The sequence below is a fragment of the Burkholderia sp. AU27893 genome, assembly GCF_002223205.1.
Lineage (GTDB): Bacteria > Pseudomonadota > Gammaproteobacteria > Burkholderiales > Burkholderiaceae > Burkholderia.
Map to the genome: position 1 here is coordinate 1 of NZ_NKFD01000004.1, position 18,814 is coordinate 18,814.

Here is an 18,814-nt window from a genome sequence, read left to right on the forward strand (position 1 = left end):
TTTGCCTGATGACCATAGCGAGTCGGTCCCACCCCTTCCCATCCCGAACAGGACCGTGAAACGACTCTACGCCGATGATAGTGCGGATTCCCGTGTGAAAGTAGGTAATCGTCAGGCTCCCTAAGCCAGAAACCCCCGCCCGAAAGGCGGGGGTTTTTGCATTGGCGCGGCAGAAATGCATGGGGGCGCGGAGTGGACGGCCTGGCCATATCCAGGCGCCGAATACGTCGATTCAGACACCTGCCGTTTCCGAGAACTCGCCGCTCCCGGCACGCCAATCGGCCATTATCATCCGCGATCCCTTAGCCTATTGCTGCTATCTCCGATCAAAGCTGCAATTTCTCTCCGGCGCCTCGGTTAGTCTTAAGCGATCTACAGCTCGGTGCCACCGACATCTCCCGGTGCGCTCGCTACATCAACCGACACGCAGTGAGTGCTCATCTAACGTCGAACCATCCATAAATGGCCCAACAATGGCCGACGATGAGCGATGTTCGTCGAAAATTACCGGAAATTGATAAGTCTGGACGAAAGCCCTCCAGACCATCCACAGATCATTCGACACGTTGCGCCAACATGATCATCGACGCACGCAACGCACACAGTGCTAAGTCATCGTAAAAATCTATGCGCATAAAGTCCATTCGCGCGACATGCCCTACAGAGCAGGGCGCAAGCCCTTCGGGGTAATATCACCATTCGTCCCGATTCCCGGTGCTTCCAGGCATCCGTTGGCGGTCGGGGTCCGCCGTATTCCGTCTCCCGCACCGTTCATGACTGACAGCCCTGCCCAAAGTGGTCGGACGACCGACTTCTTGCCGTATCTCGTCGCCGCAACGTTCTTCATGGAGTACCTCGACACGACCGTGATCGCGACTGCGCTACCGCAAATGGCGCGCTCGTTTGGTGTCGGGCCGAACGCGCTGAGCCTCGGGATGACGGCCTACATGCTGGCGCTGGCAGTGTTCATCCCGATCAGCGGCTGGATTGCGGACCGCTATGGCTCGCGCACGGTGTTCGCCAGTGCAATCGTCGTCTTTACCGGTGCGTCGGTGCTGTGCGGGTTGTCCGAAGGTGTCGTGACCTTCACCGCTGCGCGCCTGCTGCAAGGTGTCGGCGGGGCGATGATGGTGCCGGTCGGGCGCATGATCGTTGTTCGCAGCACCGAGAAGGCGAAGCTGATGCGCGCGATCGCGACGATCACGTGGCCAGGCATCGTCGCTCCTGTCGTCGGGCCGCCGATCGGCGGCTTCATCACGACCTATGCATCATGGCGGTGGATCTTCCTGCTGAACGTCCCGTTCGGCATTGCCGCACTGGTCTGCACCTGGCTGATCGTCCGGAACACGCGGGCCGACGAGCAGCGACCGCTCGACTGGGGCGGTTTCGTGCTTGCCGGGGGCGCGCTGACCTGTCTGCTGATCGGCACCGAAGCGGCCGGCCAGCAGGACGTCCACTTTACGCGCGCAGCCGTTCTGGTGGGCGCGAGCGTGTTGTTCGGCATCGCCGCCTGGTGGCATGCGCAACGTTGCGCGCATCCGCTGCTCGACTTCACGACATTGAAAGTGCCGACGTTCTCGGTGACCGTGATGACCGGGTCGATCACGAGGATGGCCATCAATGCCGTGCCGTACCTGCTGCCGCTGCTGTTCCAGATCGGTTTCGGGCTGTCGCCGTTCCAGTCCGGCCTGCTGCTGCTCGCGAGTGCGCTCGGCAATCTCGGGATGAAGGCGGGAACGTCGTGGATTCTCGACCGCTACGGCTTTCGGCGCGTCGCACTCGTCGACGTGACGATAGTCGGCCTCTTCACGATCGCATGCGGCTGGCTGACTGCATCGACGCCACTGGCGATCACGCTGTTCGTCGTATTCGTCTACGGACTGACGCGGTCGATGCAGTTCACGACGCTCGCGACGCTGGCCTATGCGGATATCCCGGCCCAGCAGACAAGCGCGGCCAGCACGCTGTGGAGCGCTGCTCAGCAGATGACGATCGGGATGGGCATTGCGTTCGGTGCGTTGTCGCTTCGACTCGCGGCGTTGGTGCGGGGCGATGCGGCCGGCATGCACTACGTGCTCGACGACTTCCGCTGGGCGTTCGTCGCAGCGGGCGTGCTCGCGTTGCTGACGTTGCCGGGATACGCACGGCTCGCCTCCGATGCGGGTGATCGATTGCGGGCGAATGTGGCGCGCGGGTAGGCCGGGTTTTCTGTCGACTGCGTGCCGCGCGAGGTGAGCGTCTGGGCGCTTTGTCGCTCACTCCAGACAGGGGCCCAGCGCGCAGCGACCGTCTGACGAGAAACGAAACGGTCATCTGTCGTGGTGGCTGCCTGAACGGATCGTCTGGTGATACCCGTTCGCGAAGAACCCTGATCGATCACGCGCAATTGGCCCGTCGGATGCGCAGCATGTCCCGCGAGAATTCGCCTGCGTGGCAGATGGCGCGGCAGCGTCGTGCACGTTCCGTCAGCCGTCACTGCGCGTCATGGAAGATGATGCCGACCGTGTGGCGATGGCCGCTCCGAATCCGGCTGACGCCGTGGCGCAGGTTGACGCGATAGACGCCGCGCGTTCCCTGCACGGGCCTGCCGTGCACGGCGAAGATGACGGCGTCGCCTTGTGTCAGCGGCACCACTTCCGCGCGCGACTGCATGCGTGGTCGCTGTTCCGTCAGCACGAACTCCCCACCCGTGAAATCGCGGCCGGGCGCCGACAGCAGGATCGCGACCTGGAGCGGAAAGACGTGCTCGCCATACAGGTCCTGATGGAGGCAGTTGTAGTCGTCGGCGTCGTATTGCAGGATCAGCGGCGTCGGTCGCGTCTGTCCTGCTGCGTGGCAGCGATCGAGGAAGGTCGCGTGGTCTGCCGGATAGCGGACGTCGATTCCGAGTGCCTTGTTCCAGCGATTCCCGATGGGCGCGAGATGCGGGTAGAGCGTCGCACGCAGCTCGGCGACGACCGCGGGGAGCGGATACGCGAAATACTTGTATTCACCGCGACCGAAGCCGTGCCGCGCCATCACGACGCGCGAGCGATAGAGCGCGTCGTGTGGATAGAGCGATGCGAGCGTCGCGCATTCGCTGCCCGAGAGCAGGCCCGGCACGCGCGCGCATCCATAGCGATCGAGATCGGCATCGACAGTCGTCCAGTCGACCGCGTCGACGCGTTGCGCAATTTCCAGTGATTCGACGGCAGGTTGCAGGTCGGCAATGTTCACGGGCATACCTCGGTTCGTCAGCGATGTGGCGCCATGCAGTCGTGCGGAATGCTTCGGGCACGTCGTCCGCACGGTCGAGTCCACGGTAAATGTTGATGAGCCCAGTCTACGGATATCGATGCGCCGGCGCGCTCCAGATCTTGCGCTTCAATTCGGGAAAGGAAGAGGGTGAGCGTTCGCGACGGCATGGACGCACCGAATGCCTCGACGAGTCGGATTGGAGAGACGGGGAGGCGGAGAGACGGAACAGCGAGGGACGAGGGTCGAATCATCTCCAGCAGGTAGCCGGCTCCTCCCGGCCACCCGCTGCATCACCGCTTACGCCACCGACCGGAACAGCCAGTAGAGCCCGCCCGCAAGCACGATCGACGCCGGCAGCGTCAGCACCCACGCCAGCACGAGGCTGCGCACCGTGCCCCACTGCAAGCCCGATCCGTTCGCCGCCATCGTGCCTGCGACGCCCGACGACAACACGTGCGTCGTCGACACCGGCAATCCGTACACGTCGGCCGCGCCGATCGTGAGCATCGCGACGAGTTCGGCCGATGCGCCCTGTCCGTACGTCAGATGCTGCTTGCCGATTTTCTCGCCGACGGTCACGACGATCCGCTTCCAGCCCACCATCGTGCCGAGGCCCAGTGCGATCGCGACCGCCACCTTCACCCACGTCGGAATGAACTTGGTCGCGTGGTCGAGCTGCTTGCGATAGTTGTCGATCGCGAGCTTGTCGTCGGCGGCGAACGCGGGCCGGCCGGACTTCTCGATCAGGCGGATGGCTTCGGAGACCAGATACATCGTGTTGCGCACGTTGTCGACGTCGCGTTGCGGCACGGCCGCCATCGAGCCCGATGCACCGACGGCGGTGGCGAGCGACGCGGACAACTGCTGTACGGCGGGGATCACGGCCGGCGTCAGTTCGCGATGCTGCACGTAAAGCTCGACGTCGGCACGCGGGTTCGCGGACGGTGCAACGCCGTTCGTGTACTTCCCGAACGTCGCGGCGGCCTGGTTCGCGACCGCCACGAAGGTCTGCGTCTCGGCCGGCGTGACGGCCTTGTTCAGCGCATAGGCGGTCGGCACCGTGCCGATCAGGATCAGCATGATGAGCCCCATCCCTTTCTGGCCGTCGTTCGAGCCGTGCGCGAACGACACGCCCGTGCAGGTCAGGATCAGCAGGCAACGAATCCAGAACGGCGGCGGCTGGTCCTTCGGCGGCTCCTTGTACAGCTCAGGAATCCGCACGAGGGTTTTCAGCACGAGCAGCAGCAGCGCCGCGCACAGGAAGCCGACGAGCGGCGAGAGCAGCAGCGACTTGCCGACGCCGAGCGCCTGGCCCCAGTCGACGCCGCTCGTGCCGGACGGCCCGTGCATCAGCTGGTTCATCAGCCCGACGCCGATGATCGACCCGATCAGCGTATGCGAGCTCGACGACGGCAACCCGAAATACCAGGTCGCGAGGTTCCAGACGATCGCGGCGATCAGCAGCGCGAACACCATCGCGAAGCCCGCACCGCTGCCGACCTGCAGGATCAGCTCGACCGGCAGCAGTTGCAGGATGCCGAACGCGACGGCGCCGCTCGAGATCATCACGCCGAGGAAGTTCCACAGGCCGGACCAGATCACCGCGACGTTCGGTGTCAGCGAGTGCGTATAGATCACGGTGGCCACCGCGTTCGCGGTGTCGTGGAAACCGTTGACGAATTCGAAGCCGAGTGCGATCAGCAGCGCGGCGCCGAGCATCAGGTACGGGAACAGCGATCCTTCGCGCATCGGCGACAGATCGTCGATCAGGTGCGTGGCGATATAGATCGCACCGATCGCGAGCACCAGCAGGAAGACGGCGTAGCCGAGCTGCCTGGTGCGCTCGACGGAACCCGAATTGTTCGGGGCAGACGAAGCAGGCTGATTCATGACGGTATCTCGTAAGGGAACCGCGACCGATCCTAGCTTCGGCTAGCAGTCAGTTTGATGACAGCAGGGACAACGAACGGCGTGTCTTGCAGCGACGTAAGGTGAACATCGCCAGACAATTGCGATACGACGCGACCCGTCGGCTCGGGTCGTGCCCGATATGGCGAACGCGACACGGCAGGCGGCTACGTCGCAGTGTCGCGCCGGTCGTCGGCGGCGATCAACGTCCATCCGTGCGGCGACGCAGCGAAAGTCGTGCACGACAGTGGTGCGACGTCGATGCGGATTGCCGCGCCGGGATCCATGCGCAGCGCATGCGCGACGGCCGCGCGAACGATCGGCGCATGCGTGATGGCGACGATGTCGCGGCCGTGTTGCAGCGCGTTCAACCATGTGCCGACGCGGCGCATCGCTGCATCGAACGATTCGCCGCCATGCGGCGACGCGGAGGGATCGCCGATCCACGCGGCCACTTCGTCAGGCAGGTCGCGTGCGAGGTCGTGCAGCCGCTTGCCGCGCCAGTTTCGGTAATCGATGTCGCGCAGCGCGTCGTCGATGTCGGCACGCAGGCCGAGCGCATCGGCGGTCTGCACCGCACAGCGGGCCGGGCTGCACAGCACGCGCGCGCCGGTCACGCGTGCCCACCGGTCGTGCAGCGCCGCGGCGTCGGCGAGCCCGTGCGCGTCGAGCGGGTCGTCGTCGGGAAACGTACCGGTGCGCATTGCCCGGGTCGAGGCGTGCGCGATCAGGCGCAGCGAGGCAGGCATGTTCATGTCGTTGTTCGGATGATCCGGGACGAGTGAATGCGATCGCCGGTCGCCGCTTCAATACGCGAACGTTCGCGCGTACAATTCGCCCGATACGAAACGCGGAAGCCGGTGCAATTCCGGCGCGGTCGCGCCACTGTAACCGGTGATCCATGATCCCGGAAGCCAGACCTGCCTTCGTACCCATCCAACATTTGTCGGGGCGCGATTCCCCTGAGGTGCATCCATGAGCGAAGCAGTGCTGAAGCCGGCTGTCGTGCCGGCACCCATCCCCGTCCGCGAACTGTTGCCGTGGGCCGTGTTCGTCGGCCTGATCCTGTTGCTCGCGCTGTATTTCGTCGGTGCGGAACAAGGCGCGACGTCGCTGGTGCCGGGCATGTATGTCCACGAGTTCGTCCACGACGGCCGCCATCTGCTCGGCTTCCCCTGCCACTGACTCGGAGTTCACGATGGTCGGAAAGCTGCTCATGCGCGGGATGCTCGCAGGCATCGCCGCAGGCCTCCTCACGTTCGGTTTCGCGAAAATCGTCGGCGAACCGCAAGTCGATCAGGCAATCTCCTTCGAGGAAAAAACCGAAGCCGCCCGAGGCGAAGCACCGGAACCCGAACTGGTCAGCCGCCACACGCAAGCCGGCCTCGGTCTGCTGACGGGCGTCGTGACCTACGGCGCGGCATTCGGCGGGCTGTTCTCGCTCGTCTTTGCGTATGCGTATGGCCGAGGCAGCCGTCTCCCGGCTCGGCCGCTGGCTGCGTGGCTCGCGCTGGCGTCGTTCGTCTCGCTCGTGATCGTGCCGAACCTCAAGTACCCGGCCAATCCGCCGTCGGTCGGCGACCCCGACACGATCGGCTATCGCACGGGGTTGTTCTTCCTGATGATCGCGATCTCGGTCGCGACGATGGTGTTCTCGGTCAGCGTGCGCCGCCATCTGCTGGCGAAGCTCGGGCAGTGGAACGCGTCGATCGTCGCCGGGCTCGTGTTCGTCGCGATCATCGCGGCCGTGCAGATCGGGTTGCCGTCGGTCAGCGAGTTGCCGGCCGAGTTCCCGGCGGCCTTGCTGTGGAAGTTCCGCGTGGCGGCCATCGGCATGCAGGTGATCATGTGGACGACGATCGGCCTGCTGTTCGGCGCGTGGGTCGAGCGCGGCGAACGCATCGGCATGCGCGCCGCCTGACGCACTGCGCAACGAAGCGCGCCTAGCGCAGCATGCGCGGCGCGCTCCACGTCGATTCGCGCGCGAGCGCGACGAACGCGGCCAGATAGTCGATCGATGCATCTGCTTCGCGGATGCCGAGGAAGATCTGCTTCGCGATCCCTTTCTTGCCCAGCTTGACCGGCACGACCGGCATCCGGTCCGCGTATTCGTCGGCAAGCCATCTCGGCAGCGCGGCCACGCCGCGCCCGCTCGCCACCATCTGCAGCATGATGTCGGTCGTCTCGATCGACTTGTGTCGCCTCGGCACGATGCCGGCTGGCGTCAGGAACTGGTTGTAGATGTCGAGCCGGTCGGTTTCGACCGGGTAGGTGATCAGGATCTCGTCGGTCAGCTGCTCGGGCGTCACGTAGTCGGCGTTCGCGAACCGGTGTGAATCGGCGACCACCAGCACCTGCTCGTAATCGAACACAGGGTCGAAGCGCAGGCCCGGCTTGTTCAGCGGATCGGGCGTCACGAGCACGTCGATGTCATAGCCGAACAGCGCGCCGATGCCGCCGAACTGGAAGCGCTGCTTCACGTCCACGTCGACGTCGGGCCAGCGCGACAGGTAGGGCGACACGACCTTCAGCAGCCACTGGTAGCACGGGTGGCACTCCATCCCGATGCGCAGCGTGCCGCGCTCGCCCTTCGCGTACTGCTTCATCCGCTCCTCGGCCAGCTCGAACTGCGGCAGCAACCGGTGCGCCAGCTTCAGCAGATACTGCCCGCCCTGCGTGAGCCGCAGGCCGCGACCCTCCCGATCCCAGATCGGCGTGCCGAGCTGCTGCTCGATTTTCCGGACGGTATGGCTGAGCGCCGATTGCGTGAGGTGCAGCGCATGGGCGGCCGCGGTCAGCGAGCCCTGGCGCTCGACCTCACGAATGACGACGAGATGGAATCGTTCCAGCATGGATATCGCTCGCGCAACGAATGCATGAATAACTTTAATGAATGAATGAAATAATGCCATTTTATTTCATGGTTTGAAATCCCTATCATGGCTCCCGGACATTCAATTTCTCTTCTGGACGGCAGCTCATGGTCACGACACACAACCTCGGTTTTCCGCGCATCGGCGCGAAGCGCGAACTCAAGTTCGGTCTCGAACGCTACTGGAAAGGCGAATCGTCGCGCGACGAGCTGAAGGCGCTGGGCGCCGAGTTGCGCCAGCGTCACTGGAACGACCAGCGCGGTCTGGACCTGGTGCCGATCGGCGACTTCGCGTTCTACGATCAGGTGCTCGACATGAGCTTCACGCTCGGCAACCTGCCGAAGCGCGTGCAGGGTTTTCACGGCGACGTGCTCGACAACTATTTCCGTGTCGCGCGCGGCCGTTCGGCGCAGTCGGCGGACGCGCATGCCGCGTGCTGCGGCGGCGTCGCGGCCGGTGAAATGACGAAGTGGTTCGATACGAACTACCACTACATCGTGCCGGAATTTCACGCGGACACGAACTTCTCGCTCGACCCGTCGCGCCTGCTCCAGCAACTGGCGGAAGCGCAGGCGCAGGGCGTGGCTGCGAAGCCGGTGATCCTCGGCCCCGTCACGTATCTGTGGCTCGGCAAGGCGAAGGATGATTCCGACCGCCTCGCACTGCTGCCGAAGCTGTTGCCCGTGTACGGCGCGCTGCTCGACACGCTGACCGCGCAGGGCGTCGAATGGGTGCAGATCGACGAGCCAATCCTCGTCACCGAACTCGACGACGAATGGCAACAAGCGTTCAGGACCGCATACGCCGCGCTCGAAACGCGCCGCATCAAGGTGCTGCTCGCGACGTATTTCGGCCAACTGCAGGGCAATCTGGCGCTCGCGAGCTCGCTGTCGGTCGACGGCCTGCATATCGATGCGATCAACGCACGCGATGACGTCGACGCGCTGGTGCGTGACCTGCCGGCCGGGCGCGTGCTGTCGGTGGGCGCGATCAACGGCCGCAACATCTGGAAGACCGACCTGAACGCGACGCTCGACTGGCTCGAGCCGCTCGCGAAGCAACTGGGCGATCGCCTATGGCTCGCACCGTCGTGCTCGCTGCTGCACGTGCCGGTCGATCTCGCGAGCGAGGAGAAGCTCGATGCGGAAATCCGTTCGTGGCTCGCGTTCGCGCTGCAGAAGCTCGACGAGCTGAAGGTCCTCGCGACCGCACTGAACGAAGGCCGCGACAAGGTGGCCGACGCGCTGGCCGCGAACGCCGCCGCGATTCATTCGCGCCGCCAGTCGCCGCGCGTGAACAACCCGGCGGTGAAGGCCGCGATCGCCCGGATCGACGCGCAGCTCGGCAACCGCGCGAGCCCCTACACGCAGCGCGCGCCGAAGCAGTCGGCACGCCTGAACCTGCCGGCGTTCCCGACGACGACGATCGGCTCGTTCCCGCAGACCAGCGAAATCCGTCAGGCCCGCAGCCAGTTCAAGGCCGGCGCGCTGGATGAAGCCGGTTATCGCGCGGCGATGCAGGCCGAGATCGAACGCAGCGTGCGCGAACAGGAATCGCTCGAACTCGACGTGCTCGTGCACGGCGAAGCCGAGCGCAACGACATGGTCGAGTACTTCGGCGAGCAGCTCGACGGCTACGCGTTCAGCCAGTTCGGCTGGGTGCAGTCGTACGGTTCGCGCTGCGTGAAGCCGCCGATCCTGTTCGGCGACATCAGCCGCCCGAAGGCGATGACGGTCGAATGGATCACGTACGCGCAGTCGCTGACGAACAAGCCGATGAAGGGCATGCTGACCGGCCCGGTGACGATCCTGAACTGGTCGTTCGTGCGCGACGACCAGCCGCGCTCGGTGTCGTGCTACCAGCTTGCGCTGGCGATCCGTGAAGAAGTGCTCGATCTCGAGAAGGCCGGCGTGCGCGTGATCCAGATCGACGAGGCCGCACTGCGCGAAGGGCTGCCGCTGCGCCGCGCGCAGTGGGGCGAGTACCTGAAGTGGGCGGTCGAATCGTTCCGCATCGCCGCGAACGGCGTGCAGGACGATACGCAGATCCACACGCACATGTGCTATTCGGAGTTCAACGACATCATCGCGTCGATCGCCGACATGGATGCGGACGTGATCACGATCGAGACGTCGCGATCGGACATGGAGCTGCTCGACGCGTTCGACACCTTCAAGTATCCGAACGAAATCGGGCCGGGCGTGTACGACATTCATTCGCCGAACATCCCGACGCAGGCGCACATCGTCGGCCTGATGAAGAAGGCGGCCGAGCGGATTCCGGCGGAACGCCTGTGGGTGAACCCGGACTGCGGCCTGAAGACGCGCCAGTGGGCGGAAGTGATTCCGGCGCTGACGAACATGGTCGCCGCCGCGAAGACGCTGCGCAACGCGGTGCAATAACGCGCGCAGGTTGCGTGCCGGCCGCCGCGCTCGATGATCGGGCGGCGCGGCCGGCGGCGTGACGTATGTCGTGACGGGCTGGCCCGGTGTCACGGGCACTGCGTGATCATGCGCGCTCGTGTTCGAGGGGCCCGGCGAGCGTTTCAGGAGAGGGCGTCTCGGCAATGATGCGGCGTTCGCGTGCGAGGTCGAGCGACCGCGACAGCAGCCAGTACGCAGCGCCCGCTACCACCAGGCCGACGAGCCACGCGATATCCACACCGCCGAGCAGGCGAGCGAACGGTCCGACGAAAATCTCGCGGTTCGCCTCGGCGTCGAAGATATAGAAGAACGGCACCATCGCCGCGAAGCCGACGAGGTAGGCGACGATGCCGCGCGGTTGCCACGCGCCGTAGAGCCCGTTCGGCATGAAGAAGTGCGCGATCGCATAGTGACCGCGGCGCACGAAGAAATAGTCGACGAGATTCACGGCGGTCCACGGCACGAGGAAGTAGAGCATCAGCGTGAGGAACGTCTGCAGCAGCGCGATGCCGTTGCCGCGGATCGCGAATACGCAGGCCAGCACGAACGTGCTGATCGCGATGATCGATGCGACGCGCGCGCGGCGCGTCGGCCGGATCGGCACGATCGAATCGGCGGCGGTCAGTACGGTCAGCATCGCGCTGTACGCGTTGAGCGCGATGATCGGCAGGAAGCCGACCAGCGAGACGATCGCGATCAGCTTGCCGAGGCCCGGCACGAGCGACGTGCCGACGTCGTTCATCGCGACCAGCGCATCGGCCGCATGCAGCTTCTGCGCGAGCCACGCGCCGAGGCCGATCATCCAGGTGCCCGACAGCGACGCGCCGGCGAAGATCACGGCGATCAGCTTCGCGCGGCTCGTGTTTTTCGGCAGATAACGCGAATAGTCCGACACATACGGAGCATATGAAATGTTGTAGCTCGCGGCGATCGCGAATTGCGTTGCGAACGCGATCCAGCTGAAGCCCGGAGCGGCAACCGGTGCAACGGTAGTGGGTGCCGGCGTCGAATGGCCGAACGCGAGCGCGAGTGTCACGAGCGCATAGAGCGGCAGCGTCGCGATCAGCGCCCATGTGAAAGTCCGATGCATCAGGTCATGGCCGTAGATGGCGAGCAGCGCACCCGTCGTCACGGCGGCGATGGCGACGAAGCCGCCATCGATGCCGAATACGTTGTGCACGCCGTCGACCATCAACGACACGTTGACGACATTGAAGCCGACGAACACGAACAACGTCGCGAGCAGCGCGACGATCACGCCGCGATAGCCGAACTGCGCGCGCGACTGGATCATCTGCGGCAGCCCCATCTCGGGCCCCTGCGAGCCGTGAAACGCCATGAAGATCGTGCCGAACATGATCCCGAGCGCGCCCGCGAGCGTCGTCCAGCCGGCGGACAGGCCCATGCCGGGCCCGACGAAGCCGATCGAGATCGTGAAGAAATGGAAGTTGCCGAGGAACCAGAACGGGCCCTGGCTGGCGAGCTTCGCGTGGCGCTCGTGTTCGGGAATGTAGTCGATCGAGTGGTGCTCGATCGCAAGGCCGGCCGATTCGGTGCGACCGAAATCGAGCGTGTCGGGGCGGGTCATGACGACTTGTCTCCTTGGTCGTGCGCGGTTCGGCAGAGCGACCGCGTGCGCCAGCCTGCCGCGACGTCTGCGTGGCAAGCGATGAATAGCGTGGAACCGGGAGGCGGTGCGACGCACCGCCGAGGCGTGCAACGAAAAACGGGCAGGCGAGGCGCCTGCCCGTTGCGAGCGGTTACGCGGTGCGTGCGCCGCGCGGCAGCGGCGTTTCCTTCTGGTTTGTCGCACCCGCATCGTCGATGCTCACGCGGCGCGAGATCAGCCACACGCACAGCGACGACAGGATCGCGGCGCTCGTGTACTGGAGCGCGAGCGGCCACCATTGCGGCGCGGTGTTCTGCGCGATGATGGTCGCGACGAGCGGCGTGAGGCCGCCGGCGAGCGCGCCGCACACCTGGTACGCGATCGAGATCGCCGTGTAGCGGATGCGTGCGACGAAGATGCCGCTGACGAAGCCCGCGACCACCGAGTAGTAGCCCGATTCCGCGAGCGTCGCGAGGCCGACGCCGACCGTGATCGACAGCGGCGTGCCCATGTGCACGAGCGGCAGCATGACGAATGGGACGATCGCGGCCCAAGCGCCGGTGATCAGCAGCACGCGCGTGGTGCCGAAGCGCTGCGCGAGGAACGCGGCCGCGAGCTGCACGACGAACTGCAGCACGGCGACGATCGTCATGCAATGCAGCACCATCGACCGGTCGAGCGACAGGAACTGCGTCGCGTAGCTGATCATGAAGATGTTGCTGAAATACACGCCGGCGATGCCGTACACGTTCGCACCGATCGCGAGCAGCAGCAGCGGCCAGTACTTGAGCGCTTCGCGCAGCGGCTTTTGCGCGATGTTGCCGCTCTTCTTGACTTCCTCGAACTCGGGAGACTCGGACACGCTCGCGCGGATCACGAAGCCGACGATCAGCAGTACGGAGCTTGCCAGGAACGGCACGCGCCAGCCCCAGCTCATCATGTCTTCCTTCGACAGCGTGCTGATCGCGCCGAACGCGAGCATCGACAGGATCAGGCCGCTCGCGCTGCCGAGCTGCGCGAACGACGCGAAGAACGTGCGCTTGCCTTCCGGCGCATGCTCGCCGGCGAGCAGCACCGCGCCGCCCCATTCGCCGCCAACCGCGATGCCTTGCAGCACGCGCATCAGCACGAGCAGGATCGGGGCGATCACCCCGGCTTGCGCATGCGTCGGCAGCAGGCCGATCGCGACGGTCGACACGGCCATCAGCATCAGCGTCGCGAGCAGCGAGCGCTTGCGGCCGAAGCGGTCGCCGAGGTAGCCGAACATCACGCCGCCGAGCGGCCGTGCGAAGAAGCCGACCGCGAACGACCCGAACGACGCGAGCAGGCTGATGAAACGGTTTTCGCCGGGGAAGAACAGCGGCCCGAACACGATGGCGGCGGCGGTCGCGTAGCTATAGAAGTCGTACCACTCGATCGTGGTGCCGACGAACGACGCGAGCGCCGCCCGCTTGGGTTGCTTGACGGAAGTCCCCATCTTGATTTGTGCTCCTCTGAATGCTCTGATTTGGAATAGGTGTCGGCGCGGGGATCAGTCGCGATAGGCGACGCCCGGCAGCACGCACAGCAGCTCGTACGCGAGGTTCGCGCCGAGCAGCGCCGTGGTGCCGAACGGGTCGTACGGCGGCGCGACTTCGACGAGATCGCAGCCGACGATGTTCAACCCCTTCGCGCCGCGGATGATCTCGAGCGCCTGCGGCACCGTGAGGCCCGCGATTTCCGGCGTGCCGGTGCCCGGTGCGTAGGCCGGGTCGATGCCGTCGATGTCGAAAGTGATGTAGACGGGGGTATCGCCGACGCGTGCGCGCACTTCCTCCATCAGCGGCGCGAGCGACTTGTTCCAGCATTCCTCGGCCTGGACGACGCGGAAGCCCTGCTCGCGGCACCAGTCGAAATCCTCGGCGGCGTAACCCGTGCCGCGCAGGCCGATCTGCGTGACCTTGTTGCCGTGCAGCAGGCCTTCCTCGACCGCGCGGCGGAACGGCGTGCCGTGCGCGATCTTTTCGCCCATCATCGTATCGTTCACGTCGGCGTGTGCATCGACGTGGATCAATGCAACCTTGCCGTGCTTGCGGTGAATCGCGCGGAGGATCGGCAGCGCGATCGTATGGTCGCCGCCGAGCGTGATCGGCTTGCAGTCGTGCTCGAGGATCGCGTCGTACGCCGCTTCGATGCGCGCGATGGAATCGTGCAGGTTGTACGGATTGATCGCGACGTCGCCGATGTCGGCGATCTGCAGCGAATCGAACGGTGCGGCGCGCGTGGCCATGTTGTACGGGCGCAGCAGCACGGATTCGGTACGGATCTGGCGCGGGCCGAAACGCGCGCCGGTGCGGTTGGAGGTGCCGAGATCGAACGGCACGCCGACGAAACAGGCGTCGAGGCCTTCGGCGCTCGCCACGTGCGGCAGGCGCATCATCGTCGCGATGCCGCCGCAGCGCGGCATTTCATTGCCGCCGAGCGGCTGGAAATGGGTGTGGTCGTTCATGGGGCTGTCTCTTCCGATGTGGGGTTGCCGTATCATGCGACGCGGCTTGACGCACAGTTTTACGCGCTCGGCCCGGAAAGAAGAATGCGAAGATATCGACGTAAACATCGATTTTCATCGATGTATGGAAGGGGATGAATGTGCTGGGGAATCTGTCGACCCTCGATCTGCGGTTGATCCGCGTGTTTCTCGCGGTCACGGACGCGGGCGGCGTCTCGGCCGCGCAGGCGGTGCTGAACGTCGGGCAGTCGACGATCAGCGCGCAGCTTTCGTCGCTCGAGACGCGGCTCGGCTACCGGCTCTGCGAGCGCGGCCGTAGCGGCTTCCGGCTCACGCCGAAGGGCGAGCGGTTTCACGCGATGAGCCGCAAGCTGCTCGCCGCGCTCGACGAATTCGGGATGGCCGCGCGGCACATGGACCGCCAGCTGGTCGGCACGCTGCACATCGGCCTGATCGGCCATACGCCGGTGAGCCAGAACGCGCGGATCGCCGAGGCGATCGCCGCGTTCCGCACCCGCGACGAGGCCGTGCGTTTCTCGATTTCCGTGCGCGCGCCGGGGGATCTCGAGGAGAAGCTGCTGAGCGACGAGATCCAGATCGCGGTCGGCTACTTCTGGCACCGGGTGCCGTCGCTGCACTACACGCCGCTGTTCATCGAGCGCCAGGTTGCGTACTGCGGGCGCGGCCATCCGCTGTTCGACGGCGCCGGCGCGCTGACGCCGGCCGACGTCGCGGGCTTCGAATGGGCGTGGCGCTCGTATCCGCTGCCCGAAGCGCAGATGTCGACGACGCCCGACCGCGTGACCGCGACCGCCGACAACATGGAGGCCGTCGCGCTGCTGATCCTGTCCGGCCATCACCTCGGCTACCTGCCGCAGCACTTCGCGGCGCCTTACGTCGCGCAAGGGCTGCTCACGCCGCTCAATCCGGAGCAACTGCGCTACGACGTGACGTTCCACATGGTCGTCGCGCGCAACGGGCGCGGCAATCCGCTCGTGGAAGCGTTTCTCGAGGATCTCGAACGCGCGCACCAGCCGCCCGACATCGCATAGGCTGCCGGTCTCAACAATGTGGACGAGTGTTGCGGCGGCGCGGCCCGACTCGGCCCGACGCGGTCCACATCGATCGGCGTCGACGTGACGAAGCGGGCGACAGGATCGGCTTGCGGGTGCCGTCGCCCGCCGGCATCACGGCACCGGCAGCCCCGCGTCGTGCTTGACCTCGCGCAGCGACAGCGCCGATTCGATCGACGTCACACCCGGCAGCATCCGCAGCGATTCGCGCAGGAACGTGCCGTAGTCGTCGAGATCGCGCGCCACGACCTGCAGCAGATAGTCGGCCGTGCCCGCCACGTTGTGGCACGCCAGAATCCGCTCGATGCCAAGGACTTCCCGCTCGAAGCGATCGGCGGTCTTGCGATCGTGCGTCGCGAACCGCACGAGCACGAATGCGACGACGCCGAAACCGAGCGCCTGGCGTGACAACTGCGCGCGGTAGCGCTCGATGTAGCCGTCGTTTTCGAGGCGCTTCAGGCGCCGCGCGCAGGGCGTCTCGGAAAGGCCCACGGAATCGGCCAGGCGCGCGATCGGCAGGCGGCCGTCGCGCTGCACCGCGGCAAGGATGGCGCGGTCGGTTTTGTCGAGTTCGGTCATGTTGGCGGAATCCTTTTATGGATTGCATGATTGTGGCGGATTCCCCTACGGATCGCCAATCCTGAACCAAAGATGGCCAATAATCCCTCGCACTCTGGCGGCAACATATCGTCGTAAGAGGACAGGGGCAGACCATGATTTCCACGCATTTGCTGTTGATTTATCTCGCCGCGCTGGCGGCCATTTACGCGGTGCCGGGGCCGGACATGGCACTCGTGCTGCAGACCAGCATCGGCCGCGGCGTGCGGCCGGGGATGGCGGCGGCGGCCGGCCTGTCGCTCGCGCGCACCGCGCACGTGACGCTGTCCGCCTGCGGCGTCGCGGCGCTGATCCGCAGCGCGCCGTGGCTGTACGAAGTGATCCGCTACGGCGGCGCGCTCTATCTCGCCTATGTCGCGATCCAGGTGTTCCGCTCCCCCGTGTTCGCGCTCGGCGACGGCGATGCGGCGGCCTCGGCGGACGCGCTGCGCCAGTCGTTCGTGAAGGGCCTGCTCACCAACCTGCTGAACCCGAAGGCGCTGCTGTTCTGCTCGGTGCTGCTGCCGCAGTTCGTGCGCCCCGAGGCCGGGCCGGTCGTGCTGCAGATGTTCGAGCTGGGCGCGCTGCTGGTGGCGGCCGGCGTGTGCTTCGACCTCGCGTGCGTGTTCGGCGCGTCGCGGATCGCCGCGTGGATGCGCGCGCATCCGCTCGCGCAGACGGTGCAGCGCTGGACGTTTTCCGCCGCGCTGATCGGCTTCGCGCTGCGCCTGTCGATGGACTGAGTGCCGGTGCGGCGGCGCGCCGGCGCAGGTCGCGCGGCGCGGCGCCGCACACGATGCAGGCCGCGCGCAATGCCGGCCCGCGCGTGCGCCCCGTCGCAGAACGGCGTGCGCGCAAATCGTCTGACTGTTCTAAACTCCCTGTTACTTCGCGCTGCGCGAACCGACCGACCGAACGGAACCGTCTCCCGCCGGCCCTGTCCGATTTCCTGGCTGTTCCGTGCAACGCGGTACCAAGGAGGGTCTGAACATGGCAAGGCATCTTCACGCCGACCGTGAACCCCGAATCGTCGCCGAGTCCAAGTGCCTCGGCCCGTGCGATCCGGCAGAACGCATCCACGTCACGATCATGTTGCGGCGGCAGGAAGAAGGGCAACTCGATACGCTGCTTCACCAGCTCGCCACCGGCGACGCGCAAGCGAAACCGGTGTCGCGCGCCACCTTCGCGCAACGCTTTTCCGCCAATCCCGACGATATTCGCAAGGCCGAGGACTTCGCGCGTCGTCATCAGCTGACGGTCGATCGCGTCGATCCCGTTGAAAGCGTGGTCGTGCTGTCCGGCACGATCCAGCAGTTCGAGGCCGCGTTCAACGTCAAGCTCGAGCGCTTCGAGCATCGGTCGATCGGCCAGTATCGCGGCCGCTCCGGCCCGATCGCGCTGCCCGACGATCTCGGCGATGCCGTCACGGCCGTGCTCGGCCTCGACAGCCGTCCGCAGGCGCGGCCGCACTTCCGGCTGCGGCCGCCGTTCAAGCCCGCGCGCGGCGGCGCATCGAGCGTCACGTTCACCCCGATCCAGCTGGCCTCGCTGTACGGCTTTCCGGCCGGCGACGGCGCCGGGCAATGCATCGCGATCATCGAGCTCGGCGGCGGCTACCGCGCGGCCGACATCCAGCAGTATTTCCGCGGGCTCGGCATCACGACGCCGCCGACGCTCGTCGACGTGAACGTCGGCACCGGCCGCAACACGCCGACCGGCGACCCGAGCGGCCCGGACGGCGAAGTCGCGCTCGACATCGAGATCGCCGGCGCGATCGCGCCGGCCGCGAAGATCGCCGTGTACTTCGCGCCGAACAGCGACGCGGGCTTCATCCAGGCCGTCAACGCGGCCGTCAGCGACACGACCAACAAGCCGTCGGTGATCTCGATCAGCTGGGGCGGCCCGGAAGCGATCTGGCAGGCGCAGTCCGCGCAGGCGTTCAACCGCGTGCTGCAGGCGGCCGCCGCGCAGGGCATCACGGTGTGCGCGGCATCGGGCGACAGCGGCTCGGGCGACGGGCTGCAGGACGGCGCCGATCATGTCGACTTCCCCGCCTCGAGCCCGTACGTGCTCGGCTGCGGCGGCACGCAGCTCGACGCGTTGCCCGGGCAGGGCATCCGCAGCGAGGTCACGTGGAACGACGAGGCGGCCGGCGGCGGCGCGGGCGGGGGCGGCGTCAGCACGCTTTTCGACCTGCCGGCGTGGCAGCAGGGGCTCACCGTCACGCGAGCCGACGGCAGCAGCGCACCGCTCGCGAAACGCGGCGTGCCGGACGTGGCCGGCGACGCGTCGCCGCAGACCGGCTACGAAGTGTCGATCGCCGGCACGGCCACGGTGATGGGCGGCACGAGCGCGGTCGCGCCGCTGTGGGCCGCGCTGATTGCACGGATCAATGCGGCGGCGAGTGCGGCGGCGGGCGGTGCGACTGCCGGCTGGATCAATCCGGTGCTTTACAAGAATCCGGGTGCGCTGCGCGACATCACGCAGGGATCGAACGGTACGTACGCGGCCGCGCAGGGCTGGGATGCGTGTACGGGCCTCGGCAGCCCGAACGGCGCGCAGCTCGCCGCGATCCTGACGCGCAAGCCGTCGAGCTGACGGCCGCG

The 18,814-nt window shown here is 66.1% G+C and carries 15 protein-coding genes, 1 rRNA gene and 1 riboswitch; of the genes, 8 read left to right on the forward strand and 8 right to left on the reverse strand.

Features of this window, described 5'->3' with window-relative positions; translation table 11 throughout:
* The first annotated feature begins 4 nt into the window (after window positions 1-4).
* Together rrf and CFB47_RS19945 are read left to right on the forward strand one after the other, a co-directional pair.
* Window positions 5-117, forward strand: a 5S ribosomal RNA gene (gene rrf / locus CFB47_RS19940).
* 656 nt (window positions 118-773) lie between these two features.
* Entirely contained in the window at window positions 774-2,198 is a 1,425-nt protein-coding gene (locus tag CFB47_RS19945; RefSeq protein WP_089458902.1) for a DHA2 family efflux MFS transporter permease subunit, read from the forward strand.
* 274 nt (window positions 2,199-2,472) lie between these two features.
* Here CFB47_RS19945 and CFB47_RS19950 read toward each other — a convergent pair whose 3' ends face one another.
* From CFB47_RS19950 to CFB47_RS19960, 3 genes are all read right to left on the reverse strand, one after another.
* Window positions 2,473-3,216: a 2OG-Fe(II) oxygenase gene (locus CFB47_RS19950; protein WP_089463485.1), complete on the reverse strand. Its 744-nt coding sequence runs from the start codon at window positions 3,214-3,216 to the stop codon at window positions 2,473-2,475.
* Between the two features lie 318 nt (window positions 3,217-3,534).
* On the reverse strand, window positions 3,535-5,127 hold the full coding sequence (locus tag CFB47_RS19955) for an inorganic phosphate transporter (RefSeq protein WP_089441607.1): 1,593 nt from the start codon (window positions 5,125-5,127) through the stop codon (window positions 3,535-3,537).
* A gap of 185 nt (window positions 5,128-5,312) precedes the next feature.
* Window positions 5,313-5,900: a histidine phosphatase family protein gene (locus CFB47_RS19960; protein ID WP_089462042.1), complete on the reverse strand. Its 588-nt coding sequence runs from the start codon at window positions 5,898-5,900 to the stop codon at window positions 5,313-5,315.
* 45 nt (window positions 5,901-5,945) lie between these two features.
* Window positions 5,946-6,088: riboswitch (cobalamin riboswitch) on the forward strand.
* 32 nt (window positions 6,089-6,120) lie between these two features.
* Between CFB47_RS19960 and CFB47_RS19965 the strand changes: the two genes are divergently transcribed.
* Both CFB47_RS19965 and CFB47_RS19970 read left to right on the forward strand, forming a co-directional pair.
* On the forward strand, window positions 6,121-6,330 hold the full coding sequence (locus CFB47_RS19965) for a CbtB-domain containing protein (RefSeq protein ID WP_006488502.1): 210 nt from the start codon (window positions 6,121-6,123) through the stop codon (window positions 6,328-6,330).
* A gap of 13 nt (window positions 6,331-6,343) precedes the next feature.
* Window positions 6,344-7,066 carry a CbtA family protein gene (locus tag CFB47_RS19970; RefSeq protein ID WP_089458900.1) on the forward strand — a complete coding sequence of 241 codons (723 nt, stop codon included), beginning with the start codon at window positions 6,344-6,346 and terminating at the stop codon, window positions 7,064-7,066.
* A 22-nt stretch (window positions 7,067-7,088) separates the two neighbouring features.
* On the opposite strand, the gene CFB47_RS19975 is transcribed toward CFB47_RS19970, so the two are convergent.
* Complete coding sequence (locus CFB47_RS19975; RefSeq protein ID WP_089433228.1) at window positions 7,089-7,997, reverse strand: LysR family transcriptional regulator; 909 nt, start codon at window positions 7,995-7,997, stop codon at window positions 7,089-7,091.
* A gap of 128 nt (window positions 7,998-8,125) precedes the next feature.
* Between CFB47_RS19975 and metE the strand changes: the two genes are divergently transcribed.
* Window positions 8,126-10,420, forward strand: a complete 2,295-nt coding sequence (gene metE / locus CFB47_RS19980; RefSeq protein WP_089462043.1) for a 5-methyltetrahydropteroyltriglutamate--homocysteine S-methyltransferase — start codon at window positions 8,126-8,128, stop codon at window positions 10,418-10,420.
* Window positions 10,421-10,526: 106 nt separating this feature from the next.
* On the opposite strand, the gene CFB47_RS19985 is transcribed toward metE, so the two are convergent.
* From CFB47_RS19985 to speB, 3 genes are all read right to left on the reverse strand, one after another.
* Complete coding sequence (locus CFB47_RS19985) at window positions 10,527-12,029, reverse strand: cytosine permease (protein ID WP_089462044.1); 1,503 nt, start codon at window positions 12,027-12,029, stop codon at window positions 10,527-10,529.
* Between the two features lie 172 nt (window positions 12,030-12,201).
* Window positions 12,202-13,527, reverse strand: coding sequence for an MFS transporter (locus CFB47_RS19990; protein ID WP_089441613.1), 1,326 nt, complete (start codon window positions 13,525-13,527; stop codon window positions 12,202-12,204).
* Window positions 13,528-13,581: 54 nt separating this feature from the next.
* The gene (speB, locus tag CFB47_RS19995) at window positions 13,582-14,538 is read right to left on the reverse strand and encodes an agmatinase (RefSeq protein ID WP_089462045.1); all 957 of its coding nucleotides are present in this window, start codon (window positions 14,536-14,538) and stop codon (window positions 13,582-13,584) included.
* A gap of 140 nt (window positions 14,539-14,678) precedes the next feature.
* On the opposite strand from speB, the gene CFB47_RS20000 reads away from it, so the two are divergent.
* Window positions 14,679-15,590, forward strand: coding sequence for a LysR family transcriptional regulator (locus CFB47_RS20000; protein ID WP_043181461.1), 912 nt, complete (start codon window positions 14,679-14,681; stop codon window positions 15,588-15,590).
* A 135-nt stretch (window positions 15,591-15,725) separates the two neighbouring features.
* Here the strand turns inward: CFB47_RS20000 and CFB47_RS20005 are convergent, their stop codons facing one another.
* Window positions 15,726-16,190 (reverse strand): Lrp/AsnC family transcriptional regulator, encoded by a 465-nt coding sequence (locus CFB47_RS20005; RefSeq protein WP_046549763.1) that lies wholly within the window; start codon window positions 16,188-16,190, stop codon window positions 15,726-15,728.
* 134 nt (window positions 16,191-16,324) lie between these two features.
* Between CFB47_RS20005 and CFB47_RS20010 the strand changes: the two genes are divergently transcribed.
* A complete protein-coding gene (locus tag CFB47_RS20010) occupies window positions 16,325-16,951 on the forward strand; it encodes a LysE family translocator (RefSeq protein ID WP_089441614.1) in 627 nt (208 codons plus the stop codon).
* A 247-nt stretch (window positions 16,952-17,198) separates the two neighbouring features.
* Window positions 17,199-18,806 carry a protease pro-enzyme activation domain-containing protein gene (locus tag CFB47_RS20015; protein WP_089462046.1) on the forward strand — a complete coding sequence of 536 codons (1,608 nt, stop codon included), beginning with the start codon at window positions 17,199-17,201 and terminating at the stop codon, window positions 18,804-18,806.
* Window positions 18,807-18,814 lie beyond the last annotated feature (8 nt).

Bases quoted from the DNA above. Each gene is read 5' to 3' on its own strand.
- CFB47_RS19945 (WP_089458902.1), top strand. From the start codon at position 774: ATGACTGACAGCCCTGCCCAAAGTGGTCGGACGACCGACTTCTTGCCG.
- CFB47_RS19955 (WP_089441607.1), bottom strand. From the start codon at position 5,127: ATGAATCAGCCTGCTTCGTCTGCCCCGAACAATTCGGGTTCCGTCGAG.
- CFB47_RS19960 (WP_089462042.1), bottom strand. From the start codon at position 5,900: ATGAACATGCCTGCCTCGCTGCGCCTGATCGCGCACGCCTCGACCCGG.
- CFB47_RS19965 (WP_006488502.1), top strand. From the start codon at position 6,121: ATGAGCGAAGCAGTGCTGAAGCCGGCTGTCGTGCCGGCACCCATCCCC.
- CFB47_RS19970 (WP_089458900.1), top strand. From the start codon at position 6,344: ATGGTCGGAAAGCTGCTCATGCGCGGGATGCTCGCAGGCATCGCCGCA.
- CFB47_RS19975 (WP_089433228.1), bottom strand. From the start codon at position 7,997: ATGCTGGAACGATTCCATCTCGTCGTCATTCGTGAGGTCGAGCGCCAG.
- metE (WP_089462043.1), top strand. From the start codon at position 8,126: ATGGTCACGACACACAACCTCGGTTTTCCGCGCATCGGCGCGAAGCGC.
- CFB47_RS19985 (WP_089462044.1), bottom strand. From the start codon at position 12,029: ATGACCCGCCCCGACACGCTCGATTTCGGTCGCACCGAATCGGCCGGC.
- CFB47_RS19990 (WP_089441613.1), bottom strand. From the start codon at position 13,527: ATGGGGACTTCCGTCAAGCAACCCAAGCGGGCGGCGCTCGCGTCGTTC.
- speB (WP_089462045.1), bottom strand. From the start codon at position 14,538: ATGAACGACCACACCCATTTCCAGCCGCTCGGCGGCAATGAAATGCCG.
- CFB47_RS20005 (WP_046549763.1), bottom strand. From the start codon at position 16,190: ATGACCGAACTCGACAAAACCGACCGCGCCATCCTTGCCGCGGTGCAG.
- CFB47_RS20010 (WP_089441614.1), top strand. From the start codon at position 16,325: ATGATTTCCACGCATTTGCTGTTGATTTATCTCGCCGCGCTGGCGGCC.
- CFB47_RS20015 (WP_089462046.1), top strand. From the start codon at position 17,199: ATGGCAAGGCATCTTCACGCCGACCGTGAACCCCGAATCGTCGCCGAG.